This window comes from Sandarakinorhabdus sp., from assembly GCF_987265915.1.
Window position 1 is genome coordinate 545,233 of the sequence record NZ_OZ503948.1, and the last position, 12,810, is coordinate 558,042.

At 67.1% G+C, this 12,810-nt stretch carries 12 protein-coding genes; 5 read left to right on the forward strand and 7 right to left on the reverse strand.

Annotated features, from left to right (window positions below; genetic code table 11):
- The first annotated feature begins 24 nt into the window (after positions 1-24).
- The gene (locus AC6UUM_RS02630; protein WP_500803800.1) at positions 25-2,229 is read left to right on the forward strand and encodes a primosomal protein N'; all 2,205 of its coding nucleotides are present in this window, start codon (positions 25-27) and stop codon (positions 2,227-2,229) included.
- Here AC6UUM_RS02630 and AC6UUM_RS02635 read toward each other — a convergent pair.
- Complete coding sequence (locus AC6UUM_RS02635; protein ID WP_500803801.1) at positions 2,214-3,047, reverse strand: LytTR family DNA-binding domain-containing protein; 834 nt, start codon at positions 3,045-3,047, stop codon at positions 2,214-2,216. The genes AC6UUM_RS02630 and AC6UUM_RS02635 overlap by 16 nt on opposite strands.
- A 77-nt stretch (positions 3,048-3,124) precedes the next feature.
- Here AC6UUM_RS02635 and AC6UUM_RS02640 point away from each other — a divergent pair, with 77 nt between their 5' ends.
- Positions 3,125-3,622: a DUF2306 domain-containing protein gene (locus AC6UUM_RS02640; RefSeq protein ID WP_500803802.1), complete on the forward strand. Its 498-nt coding sequence runs from the start codon at positions 3,125-3,127 to the stop codon at positions 3,620-3,622.
- Here the strand turns inward: AC6UUM_RS02640 and AC6UUM_RS02645 are convergent, their stop codons facing one another.
- Positions 3,623-5,134: a lipopolysaccharide biosynthesis protein gene (locus tag AC6UUM_RS02645; protein ID WP_500803803.1), complete on the reverse strand. Its 1,512-nt coding sequence runs from the start codon at positions 5,132-5,134 to the stop codon at positions 3,623-3,625.
- On the reverse strand, positions 5,124-5,645 hold the full coding sequence (locus AC6UUM_RS02650; RefSeq protein WP_500803804.1) for a flavin reductase family protein: 522 nt from the start codon (positions 5,643-5,645) through the stop codon (positions 5,124-5,126). Before AC6UUM_RS02650 ends, AC6UUM_RS02645 begins: the two co-directional genes overlap by 11 nt.
- Positions 5,646-5,743: 98 nt before the next feature.
- Here AC6UUM_RS02650 and AC6UUM_RS02655 point away from each other — a divergent pair, with 98 nt between their 5' ends.
- Entirely contained in the window at positions 5,744-6,181 is a 438-nt protein-coding gene (locus tag AC6UUM_RS02655) for a molybdopterin-dependent oxidoreductase (protein WP_500803805.1), read from the forward strand.
- Between the two features lie 151 nt (positions 6,182-6,332).
- Positions 6,333-7,004, forward strand: coding sequence for a response regulator transcription factor (locus tag AC6UUM_RS02660; protein ID WP_500803806.1), 672 nt, complete (start codon positions 6,333-6,335; stop codon positions 7,002-7,004).
- A gap of 14 nt (positions 7,005-7,018) precedes the next feature.
- Here the strand turns inward: AC6UUM_RS02660 and AC6UUM_RS02665 are convergent, their stop codons facing one another.
- The 4 genes from AC6UUM_RS02665 to AC6UUM_RS02680 all read right to left on the reverse strand — a co-directional run bounded on the left by AC6UUM_RS02665 (position 7,019) and on the right by AC6UUM_RS02680 (position 12,489).
- On the reverse strand, positions 7,019-7,891 hold the full coding sequence (locus AC6UUM_RS02665) for a UTP--glucose-1-phosphate uridylyltransferase (RefSeq protein ID WP_500803807.1): 873 nt from the start codon (positions 7,889-7,891) through the stop codon (positions 7,019-7,021).
- Between the two features lie 175 nt (positions 7,892-8,066).
- A complete protein-coding gene (gene pdeM / locus AC6UUM_RS02670; protein WP_500803808.1) occupies positions 8,067-8,726 on the reverse strand; it encodes a ligase-associated DNA damage response endonuclease PdeM in 660 nt (219 codons plus the stop codon).
- Positions 8,723-10,057, reverse strand: coding sequence for a POT-type proton-dependent oligopeptide transporter (locus tag AC6UUM_RS02675; RefSeq protein WP_500803809.1), 1,335 nt, complete (start codon positions 10,055-10,057; stop codon positions 8,723-8,725). The genes pdeM and AC6UUM_RS02675 overlap by 4 nt, the downstream gene beginning before the upstream one ends.
- An 11-nt stretch (positions 10,058-10,068) precedes the next feature.
- Complete coding sequence (locus AC6UUM_RS02680; protein WP_500803810.1) at positions 10,069-12,489, reverse strand: ligase-associated DNA damage response DEXH box helicase; 2,421 nt, start codon at positions 12,487-12,489, stop codon at positions 10,069-10,071.
- A 75-nt stretch (positions 12,490-12,564) separates the two neighbouring features.
- Here AC6UUM_RS02680 and AC6UUM_RS02685 point away from each other — a divergent pair, with 75 nt between their 5' ends.
- On the forward strand, positions 12,565-12,801 hold the full coding sequence (locus AC6UUM_RS02685; protein WP_500803811.1) for a FitA-like ribbon-helix-helix domain-containing protein: 237 nt from the start codon (positions 12,565-12,567) through the stop codon (positions 12,799-12,801).
- Positions 12,802-12,810 lie beyond the last annotated feature (9 nt).

The window sequence follows — 12,810 nt, forward strand, 5'->3', positions numbered from 1 at the left end:
CGTTTGGCCGCGCGCCTAGCATGCGTGGCAGGACTTGCCTATCTGTCGGGGGTGAACCAGGCCACTGCCTCCCGCGTCCGCGTCATCCCCTTTCAGCATGGGCTGGGCGCGCTCGACTATGCCGTGCCGGCCGGCATGGTGCTCGGCCCCGGTGATGCGGTGGAGGTGCCGCTGGGGCCGCGGCGCATTCTGGGCGTGGTGTGGGACATGGATGCGATGGCCGCGCCCGAAGTGTCGGCCGCCAGGCTGCGCCCGGTGGCGGAAAGGCTCGATCTGCCGCCGCTGGCTGCGCCGCTGCGCCGCCTGATCGACTGGACGGCGGATTATTATGTCGCCAGCCCGCTGGCGGTGGTGCGCATGGCCTGGCCTTCGGTGGCGTTTCTGAACCCGCGCGAATTTACCGAATATCGGCTGGGTGGGCCGCTGCCGAAGCGGCTGACGCCGGAACGCAGCCAGGCAATCGAACGTCTGGAGGGCCGGCAGGGCAGCGCCCGCGATCTGGCGCGGATGGCCGGCGTGTCCGATGCGGTGATTCGCGGCCTGATTACTGCCGGTACGCTGGTGGCGCAGCGCGTGGCCGGCGATGTCAGCCCGCCGCTGCCCGATCCGGATCATGCCGTACCGGCGCTGTCCGCCGATCAGCGCGCCGTGGCCGACACGCTGGTGGCGGCCGTGCAGGCCCGCCAGTTCGCGCCCTTCCTTCTGGAAGGCGTCACCGGTTCGGGCAAGACCGAGGTCTATTTCGAAGCCGTGGCAGCGGCGATCCGGGGCGGCGGCCAGGTGCTGGTGCTGGTGCCGGAAATCGCGCTGACCGCGCCGTGGCTGACGCGCTTTGCCGCCCGCTTCGGCTGCCAGCCGCTGGCCTGGCACTCAGACCTGAAAACCAGCGAGCGCCGCGCCGCCTGGGCCGCAATCGCCGATGGCCGGGCGCGGGTGGTGGTCGGCGCGCGCTCGGCGCTGTTCCTGCCCTATGCGAACCTGCGCTGCATCATCGTCGATGAAGCCCATGAAGCCAGCTTCAAGCAGGAGGAGGGCGTGCATTATCACGCCCGAGACGTGGCGGTGATGCGCGGCAAATTGGAGAGCCTGCCGGTGGTGCTGGCCACCGCCACGCCGGCCATCGAAACCCAGGTGCTGGCCAGCCGCGGCACCTACACGCATCTGCTGCTGCCCAGCCGCTTTGGCGGCGCGGAGCTGCCGGATGTGCAACTGGTGGACATGACCCGCCATCCGCCGACGCGCGGCAGCTGGCTCTCGCCTGTGCTGGTCGCCGCAATCAGCGCGACCTTGCAGCGCGGCGAACAATCCCTGCTGTTCCTCAACCGGCGTGGTTATGCGCCGCTCACCCTGTGCCGCAGTTGCGGCCACCGCATCCAGTGCCCGAACTGCACGGCCTGGATGGTGGAACATCGCCTGTCGCGCCGGCTGGCCTGCCACCATTGCGGCCATGTTGCGCCGGTGCCCGAACGCTGCCCGGAATGTGGGGAAACGGACCATCTGGTCGCCTGCGGCCCCGGCGTGGAACGCATCGCCGAGGAAGTGCGCCGCACCTGGCCCGATGCGCGCACGGCGGTGGTGACCAGCGACACCATCACCAGCCCGGCGCGCGCCACCGCGCTGGTGGCGGCCGTCGAACGCCAAGAAATCGACATCATCATCGGCACCCAGATGGTGACCAAGGGCTATCATTTCCCCGATCTGACCCTGGTGGGCGTGGTCGATGCCGATCTCGGCTTGCAGGGCGGTGATCTGCGCGCCGGGGAACGCAGTTGGCAGCAGATCGTGCAGGCATCGGGGCGGGCCGGGCGCGGGGCCAAGCCCGGCCGCGTGCTGATCCAGACGCACCAGCCGCAGGCGGCGCTGATGCAGGCGCTGGGCAAGGGCGATGCGCAGGCGTTTTTTGCCGCCGAAATCGCTGCCCGCCGTGATCTCGGCCAGCCCCCGTTCGGGCGGCTGGCGGCGCTGATCATCAGTTCCGAAGACGCTTCAGCGGCAAAATCGGCCGCCGATGCGCTGGGTGCCGCCGCGCCGGTGCGCGACGGCCTGCTGGTGCTCGGCCCGGCGCCCGCCAGCATGGCCATGCTGCGCGGCCGGCACCGGCATCGCATATTGGTGCAGGCACGCCGCGAACTGCCGCTGCCGGCGATCTTGCGCGATTGGCTGACGCGGGTGCCGCTGCCCGGCAATGTGCGGGTGGTGGTGGATGTCGATCCTTACAGCTTCGTCTGAAGCCACCCCGCCGTGCGCACGGCCGGCAGGAACGTCTCGCTGATCGCCTGCTCGCTGCCATCGGACAGCCGCAATTTCCAGCGTCGGCCGTCGCGCACGGCCCCCACCACATGCCGGCGCGCCACCCAGGCGCTGCGGTGCACTTGCAGGCCACCGTGCCCGGCAAGTTCCGGCAACGCATCGCCCATGCGGAACAGCACCAGCGGGCGGCGACCGTCGGCCAGCACCAGGCGCAGATAATGATCCTCCGCCGTCACCATCCGCACGCCGGCCAGATCGGGCAGGCCGGCGCGTTGGGCGAGCAGGGAGGGCGGCAGTTCCGGCTGGCGATCGACAGGCAGCATCGCAGCGGGCACCGCCGCCACGCGCGGGCCGCGAATCGCCGCGACCAGCCCCGAAACCGATCCGGCAACCAGCAGCGCCATCAGGTAGAGGCCGAACCAGGATTGCACCAGCGGCCGTCCGATGGCGCGGAACATCAGATCAATTTCCAACGGCATCGTCGCATTCAGCAGCAGGGCGCCGATCACTGCCGCCAGCACGGCGGTGCGCCGATTGGTGGTGCGCGGCCCCACCCAGCCGTACCACAACCACCATTTCACGCTGTTCCAGCCGATCAGCACCAACCAGAACACCAGCCGGCTGGGCAGCGGCAGCCCATCGGTGTGGAACGGCCCGGTGAACACGCACACCACCACGGCAAACAGGGTTCCTGCCACCAGCGGGCGCAGCGGCGGCGCGCTGCCTTGCGAAATATTGAGTGTCGATTCCACGAAGCGTGAATCCGGTTCCAGCGGGATTGGCGAAGCGATTGGCATGATAGGCGAAACCGCGATTGCAGCAAGCGGCGGCAGGTGGCCACACCACGGCATCAACCCCGAACGGAGATGCTGTGATGCTTGCCAACCTGTCCCCCTTGCTGCTGGCCCATCTGGTGGCCGCCTGCCTGGCCATGCCGCTGGGCCTGTATCAGATGGTCGCCCGGCAAGGCACGCCGGGCCATGCGCTGGCCGGGCGGCTGTATGTGCCGGCGATGCTGGTGTGCAATCTGGGCGCGCTGGCCAGCTTCCGGCCGGACACGAAATTCCTGCCCTTTCACATCCTGGCGTTTGTCAGCCTCTATTCGCTCACCACCGGCATGCTCGCCCTGCGGCGTTGGCTGCGGGATCGCAAGCCGGCGGACATGAAGGCGCACAAGGTGCAGATGGCCTACAGCTGGCTGGGCCTGATGATGGCCGGCGGCAGCCAGGTGCTGACCAATCCGCGCTTCGGCATCATCGAAGGCTTCGAACCGGTGCAGTTCTGGGCGATGGTGATTGGCCTCAATGTCGTGATGTATGCGGTGGGCAGTTGGTGGCTGTTCGGCAAGCTGCTCCGCCGGCAGTTGGCTTGATCAGGCGGCCGCGTCGGCCTCAAGCTGCTTGAGGCCGCGCGCGAACAGCAGCCGATCGGCGCCGCGAAAGCCGATGCGCCAGATCGTCAGGCCAAAGCTGCCGAGGATGGCGAAGAAGCCGATGGTGAGCTGAATGGGTTCTGGCGTGCGCAGCACCAGCAGACCAATGCACACCGCAGGCAGCGCCGCGGCCAGCAGCGACCAGCGCCAGCCGGCGACCTTATGGCCCAACGTCGCCGCCAGCAGCCGCGATTTGCCCACCGATTGCAGCAAGGCAGCGATCGCCAGCGCCATCGCTGCCCCCACGGCGCCGCCAAGGGGCCCCTCCAGTTGCACCAGCCACAAGGTCAGGCCCGCCTGCACCACCAGGCCGATCACCGACCACATCAGATTGCGGCCGCGCGCCACATAGATCAGCGCGCCTTCGGCCACCGCTGCCTGCGCCGCGAACAGCTCGACCGCCAGCAGCACGGTCAGCACCAGAAAGCCGCTGGCAAAGGCCGGGCCGAACAGGCCCATGCCGGCCTTGCCGATCATGCCCAGCGACAGCACCGCCGCCAGTTGCACCGATGCCACCCAGAAACTGATCTGCCGCACATGCGCCGCCACCTTGGCCAGATTGCCCGCGGCCAGATTGCGGGTGAGCACCGGGCCGAGGATCGGATCGAAACTGGATTTCAGCCGCTGCGGCAGCGAGGCGATCTGCTGCGCCACATAATAGATGCCGACAAGTTCGGCCGAGGCAAAGCGGCCAAGGATGAAAATGTCGAGCCGGCGCGCGCCCCATTCGGCCAGATCAGCGCCGGCCAGGGGCCCATTGCTGCGCACCAGCCGCCACAACCGCGCTGGATCGATCCGCCAACCGACCGGCCAACCGAAGCGGCGCACCGCCGGCGCCAAGGCGGCGAAAAACGCCGCCAGCATCGACAGCAGATAGGCGATCAGCATGCCGTCGCCCTTCCAGGCGGTGAAGGCCAGCGCCAGCGCCGCGATCGAAAGGATCCAGGGCTCGATGATCGAACGGGCACGCACGGTGGCGCCGACATCGTGGTGAAAGGCGAGGCCCGCAAGCGCCACATCGGCGAGGGCAATGAACGGGATGACCGCGGCAAACCAGCGATCCAGCGGATGCAGGCTGGTGGCCGGGAACATCAGTTGGGGCAGGGCGACCAGCACCGCCGCACCCAGAATCGACGCCAGCAAGGCCACCAGCAGCGCATCGGCCATGGCACCGGCCTGATCGTCGGGGCGGCGCGCCAGATCTTCGGCCAGGCCGCGCTTCAGTCCCAGGGTCGCCAGCATCGCCACCAGCTCGACCGCCATGGTGGCATAGGCAAAGCGACCCAGCGCTTCGGCGCCATAGAGCCGGCCGGCGATGAACAGGAACGGAAAGCGCGCCGCCAGCCGCAGCACATAGCCGAAGAAGCTGGTGCGTCCGCCCTTTGCCAGGGCGGCGGTTTCGGCAGCCGTTTCCGGATTGTCCCGGTTGGAGGCCGGCGTGTCAGCCAACATGCACCCGGCGATAGCGGCCGTGCAGATACAGCAACGGTTCGCGGTCGGTGTCGAGCGCCAGCCTTGTCACCCGGCCGACGATGATGCGATGATCGCCGCCATCATGATCGGCGTGCAGTTCGCAGGCAAAGGCCGCCTTGGCAGTGGCCAGCACCGGCACGCCATCCCAATCCAGCCAGTCATGTGCGCCGAATCGATCAAGATCGCGCTGCGTGAAGCGGTTGGCTACCGTCTGGCCATCCAGATCGAGAATATTGATGGCAAACCGCCCCGATTCGCGCAGCACCGGTAGCGCCGACGCGCCATTGGCCGGGCAAAACAGCAGCAACGGCGGATCGAGGCTGACCGAGGTGAAGCTGTTGGCGGTGAGGCCGACGCGCTCCCTGCTGGGGGATTGGCTGGTCACCACGGTAACGCCGGTGGCGAAACAGCCGAAGGCATCGCGCAGCAGCCGGGCATCGAATGCCGATTCGGCCAGCGCAGGGGGCATCTGGGAGGGGATGGCGGTCATGCCCGTCCCCTATCGCGAATCCGCGCCTCGTCAATGTTGCGGATGGCCACGGCAGGCTTATCATCGGATGCTGTGTCATATGCACCCTGGAGACCATCATGCTGCCGCTTGCCCTTTTGCTGTCCATGGCCGTTTCGGCCGCAGCGCCGACCACATTGCCGATCGATGCCACGACCCTGGCAGCCTTGCCAAAGGCCACGGCCCGGCTGACGGCGCATGGCAAGACCCAAAGCTGTGAAGGTGTATGGCTGGCCGATCTGGCCGCCGCGGCCGGCCTGCCCAGCGGCGACGCCATCCGTGGCCCGGCGTTGCAGACGTTGATCGTTGCCGAAGCGGCCGATGGTTACCGCGTGCCGTTCAGCCTGGGCGAAATCGATCCCAAGTTGGGCAACGCCCAAGTGCTGGTCACCGGGCTTTGCGACGGACAGCCACTGTCGGCCGAAGATGGCCCGCTGCGCCTGGTGATACCGGGGGAAGCCCGCGCCGCACGTTCAGTACGACAGCTGCGAACGCTGCGTGTGGTCACCCTGCCCTGAACGATCATTGTGAGACCGGTCAGCCGGCTTGAAAGACAAGCTTATACCGGGGCTGGTTTTTTGACATCATTACTGTCGTCACTTTCGCTTTGCATGGCGCTAATGCCCTGTTACACGCCTGTTAACGAAAGAAAGATGGCAAAAAGCTTCCATGCGGATCGCTGTTCTGCATCATGATCCTGCTGCCGCCGGCGCCTTATCCGTGGTGTTGGCGCAATTCGGATATCGGCCTGTTGCCTTCACCGCCGGGGAGGCCCTGGCCGAGGCGCTTGCCCATGAGCAATTTGACCTGTTGGTGATGCGCTGGGATGGGCCGGATCTGTGCGGCGTGGCGTTGATGCACCGGTTGCGCAGTCGCCAGGCCCACCCGCCGGCCATCGTGCTGATGATGACCGCCGATGCACCGGGCTGCATCGGCGAAGGCGCCGACGCACTGCTGCACGATCCCGGCACCGACGCCGATATCGAGCAGGCCATCGCTGTGGCCCTTGCTGGCCGCGGCGCCCAGGGTGCCCTGCGCGAACAGTTCGGCAAATTGCTGTTCGATCGCACGGCCAGCCAGGTGCTGGTGCGCGGCCACCCGGTGCTGCTCACCGCCAAGGAATTTTCGCTGGCCCTGCTGTTCATGCGCAACGCCGGCCAGGCGCTGTCACGCGATCAGATCATGACCAGTGTGTGGGGGCGCGGCGATCAACCGGGCAGCCGCACCCTGGATGCCCATGTCGCTCAGGTGCGCAAACGGCTGGCACTGCGCCCCGATCAGGGCTGGCGCCTGAGCAGCGTCTATGGTTTCGGCTATCGACTGGACAAATTGGACGGCTGACCGCCGCTTCCGGATCAGAATGTCTGGGATTTGAGCCAGGCGCGCACCGCCGGGCCGACATCGTCACGTTCCAGGGCCAGCGCGATATTGGCCATCACATGCCCGGCCTTGTCGCCGCAATCAAAGCGCGTTCCGGTGAAGGTGAGGGCATGGAAGGGTTGCACGCCGATCATTTCCGCCATCGCATCGGTCAGCTGGATCTCGCCGCCCGCCCCGCGCTTGCCATGCGCCAGCACATCCATCACTTCGGGCTGCAATATGTAGCGGCCGATGGCGGCCAGCCGTGACGGTGCCGTGCCCTGCGCCGGTTTTTCCACCAGCGCCTTCACCTCGGTGATCAGGCCGTCCACCGCGCCGGGCGACACGATGCCATATCGGTGGGTCTGGTCTTCCGGCACTTCCAGCACCGAAATGATGTTGCCGCCCAACCTGTCGTAGGCCGCGCACATCTCCTTCAGCGCCGGGTTGGCCGGGTTCCACAACAGTTCATCGGGCAACAGCACGGCGAAGGCTTCACGGCCCACAACATGGCGGGCGCACCACACGGCATGGCCCAGCCCGGCCGGTTCCTGCTGCCGCACATACAGGATGCGGCCGGGTTCGAGCTGCGTGCCTGCCAGTGTCACCAGCTCGGCCGTCTTGCCCTTGCGTTCCAGCGAGTCGACCAGTTCGCGGGCGATATCGAAATAATTCTCCAGCGCATCCTTGCCGCGCGCCGTCACGAACACCAGCCGTTCGATACCGGCGGCCAAGGCTTCGTCCACGGCATATTGCAGCAGCGGCTTGTCGACCACCGGCAGCATTTCCTTGGGCACCGCCTTGGTGGCCGGCAGAAACCGCGTGCCTTGCCCGCCTACCGGAAACACGGCGGTTTTCACTGATCGCATGGCCTTTGGTCCCCTTCTCTTCGGCCGGCACCATTGCGATGGCACGCGGCTGGTCAAGCGAAACTTCGGTTGAATCTTGGGCATATTTGCCAAAATCACCCGATGACCGCCCGGTTTCGCGCCGCTGTTAAGCGCGCGTCAATCTTTCACCCCTCCACCGCGCGAGGCGCTCAGGTCAGCACGGAAACCGCAGCAACCGATCGCCTTCCACCACCAGCGCCTGCATCGGCCTGACCAGCGCCGTGCGGATCGCCGGATCGGCCACGTCCAGCCCACCGGTAAACGCCCCGAAGGCCGGCAGGATCAGCTTGGTCGCCCCTTGCGCGATGCAGCGCCGGGCAATGTGGCGGCCGCGGTGGCGGATCACCAGCTTGGGGTGGAAATGCCCGGAAAGCTCCGGCGTCACATCGCCGGGATCGGCTTCGTGGCGCAATGCCAGCGGGCCGATCTGCGCGGTTGCCATCACTTGCCCGCCAAGGCACGCGGCGGCGGCTTCGTCATGATTGCCGGTGATCCACCACCAATCGAGATTGTGCGTCATCAGGCCCAGCGCGTGGCGCGCTTCGGGCAGCAAACGGTCGGGGCCGCCCTGGTCGTGGAAACTGTCGCCCAGGCACACCACGCGCCTTGCTGCCGTCTGTTCCACCGCGGTGATCAGCGCCGCCAGGGTTTCGGCGGTGGCATGCGGCGGCAACAGCCAGCCGCGCGCGGCGAAATGGCTGGCCTTTTCCAGATGCAGATCGGCCACGAACAGGGTGGCCTGCGCCGGCCACCACAGCGCGCCACTCGGCAGGGCCATGAACGATTCGCCGGCGAAATCGAAATGCCGGGTCATCCGCCAACCAGCCGACGCACGGCGGGGCGCAGCAGCAGCGCCGCCACCGCGCCGCCGGCGCCGACACCGGCCAGCAGCCACCAGAAGGCGGCCGGGTCGGCCGGGTTCTGAAAGCGTCCCAGCCAGCCCGATGCGATATTGGCCGCACCAAAGGCGGCGATGTTCAGGCTCATCAACGTGCTCGACAGGCGCGGCGGCGCATGGACCGAAACGAAGCTGTTGGCCGGCGGATCGAGCCAGCCATAGGACAGATCGAGCAGCGCAAAGAAGACCAGCACCGACAGGATCGGCACCATGGCACCGGCTGCGGCCGTGGTGATCAGCGCCAGCAACGACCATGACAGCGCGACAATCACCCCGGCCACCGCCAGCTTGATCATCGCATCGGGTTCGCGGCCGCCAAGCCGCCGCCACAGGGTGAGCGCCCCGAAGATGCCGACGATGGTCATCAGGCCATCATAGGTCAGCAGCCACGTGACCGGCACTTCGAAGCCGCCGACATCGCGGTCCATCGCCTCCTGCGCCCAGACCAGCAGCAGATTATAGGCCTGCATCGCGCCGGCATAGGTGATGATGAACGGCAACAGCATCAGCACGATGGCGGCAATGGCGGCGCTGTCGCTGATCGTGCGGGTGGCGGGTGCAGGGGTGTCCGCAGCTTGCCCGCCGATGCGATCGGCCGGCAGATCGCGCGTGCCGGCCACATAGATGCCCAGCCCGACCAGCATGCCGGCACCGGCCGCGGCAAAGCCCCAATGCCAGCCGACCAGCTCGCCCAGCGTGCCGCACACCAAGGGTGCCAGGATCGATCCGACATTCAGGGCCATCAGGTGGATGGCATAGGCGCGAGTGCGGCGATCATCGCCGCTGCCATAGAGCATGCCGACCTGCGCATAGAGATTGCCTTTCAGGCAGCCGCCACCCAGCAGCAACAGCAGCAGCGCCGGCAGGAACAAGGCCTCCACCGCCATGGCGAAATGCCCGGCCGCCATCAGCACCAGCCCGGCCAGCACCAGCCGGCGCTGCCCGTAAAGCCCATCGGCCAACCAGCCCAGCGCCATCGGCGCGATGTTGAACAGGCCGATGTAGAGTCCAAACAATTGCGCGGCGAAGGCGGTGGTGCTGAGCGGCCCGGTCAGATATTCCACGCCGGCGCGCAAGCCATCCAGCCCGAACACGGTGGCCGCGACATCGGGTTTGAGCAGGTGGCTGACCAGATAGAGCGGCAGCAGCGCCTGCATGCCATAGAAGGAAAAGCGCTCCGAAGCCTGGGTGAAGGCCAGGATCCCCAGGCCGCGCGGGTGGCCGAAGAAGGCGGTGTTGGTGCTCATCGCAATTCGGCCTAATCGACCCGCATCGCTTCGGCAATCAGCGCTTCGGCCTCCAGCAACAGGGCCGAATCGGCGCTGTCGCCCACGCGTTCGCGGCCGATGGTGAGCAGCGATGGCACCGCCAGCGGCGACACGCGATCGAGCCGCACATGGGTCAACTGCGCATGCGCGCGTTCCAGCAGCGCCGCCAATCGATCGATGTCGGTCAACTTGCCGCGCGCGTCGGTCCAGGCCGCGGCAAGCAGCAGATGATCGGGCTCGTGTCGGCGCAGCACGTCATAGATCAGATCGGACGACACGCTCATCGCCTTGCCGGTCTTGACCACGCCGGGCTGGGTGCGCTCGATCAGGCCGCCGATGATCGCCACTTCGCGGAACGCCCGGCGCAGGAAGGGGGACGCCGCCAGCCAGGCCGCCAACTCATCCTCCAGCACGGTGGGATCAAACAGCGGGCGCGGATCATCGACCGGATCGAGGCTCCAGCAGGCCATGGCATAATCGCTGGCGACAAAGCCCAAGGGCTTCAACCCGGCGCGCTCCATGCGTTGGGTGATCAACATGCCCAGGGTCTGGTGGGCGGGGTGGCCGGCAAAGCCATAAGCGATCAGATACCAGCGGCCATCGCGCTCGAACGTCTCCACCAGCACATCGTCCAGCCCCGGCAGCCGCGACACGCGCGCCTGGATATCCAGCCATTCGCGCACATCGCCCGGCATTTCCGGCCAGCGCGCCGGCGTGTTCATCAGGCCGCGCACCCGCATCGCCAGCCGCGTCGTCATCGGCATGCGGCCCCCGGCATAGACTGGCACCTTGGGATTGCCGCGCCCCAGCCGCACATGCACATCGGCGCCATCAAAGCCGGTCACCTCCAGCACCTGGCCGGCGAACATGAAACTGTCGCCCACCAGCAATTGCCCGGCAAAATATTCCTCGACCTGGCCCAGGCGGCGGCCACCGCGCCCCGGCTTTCCCGTCCCGAACACGATGTTCATGGCGACGGCCTCAACGATGGTGCCGCTGTTCATCCGCCATTGCCGGCCCAGCGCCGCCGATCGCAGCCGCAACCGGCCGTCGGGCATGGCGATCAGCCGCTGGTAACGTTCATAGGCCTTCAGCGCATAGCCGCCGGTGGCGGCATAGTTCAGCACGGCATCGAAGCTTTCGCGGGTCAGGCCGGCATAGGGCGCGGCGCTCTTCACTTCATTATAGAGGTCGTCCGGGTGGAATGGCCCGGCAGCGGCACAGCCGATGACATGCTGGGCCAGCACATCAAGCGCACCGGGGCGAAAGCCGTCGGGATCGAGTTCGCCCACTGACACAGCATCGCGCGCCGCAAAGGCCTCCAGATATTCAAAGCGATTGCCCGGCACGATCAGGCAATGGCTGGCTTCGTCCATGCGGTGATTGGCCCGCCCGGTGCGCTGCAGCAGCCGCGATGCGCCCTTGGGCGCGCCCATCTGGATGACCAGATCGACATCGCCCCAATCGAGGCCGAGATCGAGGCTGGCGGTGGCGACAATCGCCCGCAACCGGCCAGCGGCCATCGCCGCCTCCACCTTGCGCCGGGCTTCGGGGGCCAGGCTGCCATGGTGGATGCCGATCGGCAGGGCAGAATCATTTTCCGCCCACAGATCGCGGAACACCAGTTCGGCCACGGCGCGGGTGTTGACGAATACGATGGCCAACCGCGCCGTTTCGATGCGCTTCATGACAGCGCGCGCCGCCCAGCGGCCATTGTGGCCGCCCCACGGGATGCGGTCGTCGATGACCAGGATATCGATATCGGGCGCGGCGCCGCCTTGGGCGCGCACGATATCCACCTGATCCGCGTCGGCATCCGGCGCCAGCCAGCCGGCCCAGCTTTCGGGATCGGCAATGGTGGCGGACAGGCCGACGCGCTGCATGGTGGGGGCGAGGCGAGCCAAGCGGGCAAGGCACAGGCTGAGCTGATCGCCGCGCTTGGTGGTGCCGAAGGCGTGGATTTCATCGATGATCACGCGCTTGACGCCGGCCATCATGGCAGCGGCTTCGGGGGCGGAGAGCAGGATGGCGAGGCTTTCCGGCGTGGTGAGCAAGATCTGCGGCGGCCGCACTTTCTGGCGGGCCTTGCGGTCCGATGGCGTGTCGCCGGTGCGGGTTTCGACCGTGATCTGAAGGCCCATTTCGGCGATCGGAGTGATCAGATTGCGCTGCACATCGACCGCCAGCGCCTTCAGCGGCGAGATATAGAGCGTGTGCAGGCCTTCATGGCTGCCGGTGGCAAGATCGGACAGGGTCGGCAGGAACCCGGCCAGCGTTTTGCCCGCACCTGTGGGTGCTGTCAGCAGCGCATGGCGGCCCCGGTGTGCGGCATCGATCATCGCCAGCTGATGGTCACGCACCTGCCAGCCGCGCTGCGCGAACCAGGTGGCAATGATGTGGGGCAGGGTCACGCTGCCAACCTATAGCCAAGGTGGGTGCCGCGGCCAGTCTGGCGAAGGCGGTGATATCGTGATATCAACATGCGCATGGCGCAGATTCTTGTTCGCAACCTCGATGATCATGTGAAGGCCGGGCTGGTCCGCCGGGCAGCGCGGCATGGCCGCAGCCTTGAGGCAGAGGCGCGGGCAATATTGGCGGAGGCCGTCGAGCCGCCGGAAACGGGCTTGGCCACCTATATGCAAACATTGTTCGCCGATTGCGGATTGGAAGAACCGATCGAGGAATGGAAGGGCCAGACCATCCGGCCCGTCGACTTTGATTGAGCCGATTTC

What these genes read in the sequence shown, in the direction of transcription:
- AC6UUM_RS02635 (WP_500803801.1), bottom strand. Translation starts at nt 3,047, where the DNA reads ATGCCAATCGCTTCGCCAATCCCGCTGGAACCGGATTCACGCTTCGTG.
- AC6UUM_RS02640 (WP_500803802.1), top strand. Translation starts at nt 3,125, where the DNA reads ATGCTTGCCAACCTGTCCCCCTTGCTGCTGGCCCATCTGGTGGCCGCC.
- AC6UUM_RS02645 (WP_500803803.1), bottom strand. Translation starts at nt 5,134, where the DNA reads ATGTTGGCTGACACGCCGGCCTCCAACCGGGACAATCCGGAAACGGCT.
- AC6UUM_RS02650 (WP_500803804.1), bottom strand. Translation starts at nt 5,645, where the DNA reads ATGACCGCCATCCCCTCCCAGATGCCCCCTGCGCTGGCCGAATCGGCA.
- AC6UUM_RS02655 (WP_500803805.1), top strand. Translation starts at nt 5,744, where the DNA reads ATGCTGCCGCTTGCCCTTTTGCTGTCCATGGCCGTTTCGGCCGCAGCG.
- AC6UUM_RS02660 (WP_500803806.1), top strand. Translation starts at nt 6,333, where the DNA reads ATGCGGATCGCTGTTCTGCATCATGATCCTGCTGCCGCCGGCGCCTTA.
- AC6UUM_RS02665 (WP_500803807.1), bottom strand. Translation starts at nt 7,891, where the DNA reads ATGCGATCAGTGAAAACCGCCGTGTTTCCGGTAGGCGGGCAAGGCACG.
- pdeM (WP_500803808.1), bottom strand. Translation starts at nt 8,726, where the DNA reads ATGACCCGGCATTTCGATTTCGCCGGCGAATCGTTCATGGCCCTGCCG.
- AC6UUM_RS02675 (WP_500803809.1), bottom strand. Translation starts at nt 10,057, where the DNA reads ATGAGCACCAACACCGCCTTCTTCGGCCACCCGCGCGGCCTGGGGATC.
- AC6UUM_RS02685 (WP_500803811.1), top strand. Translation starts at nt 12,565, where the DNA reads ATGGCGCAGATTCTTGTTCGCAACCTCGATGATCATGTGAAGGCCGGG.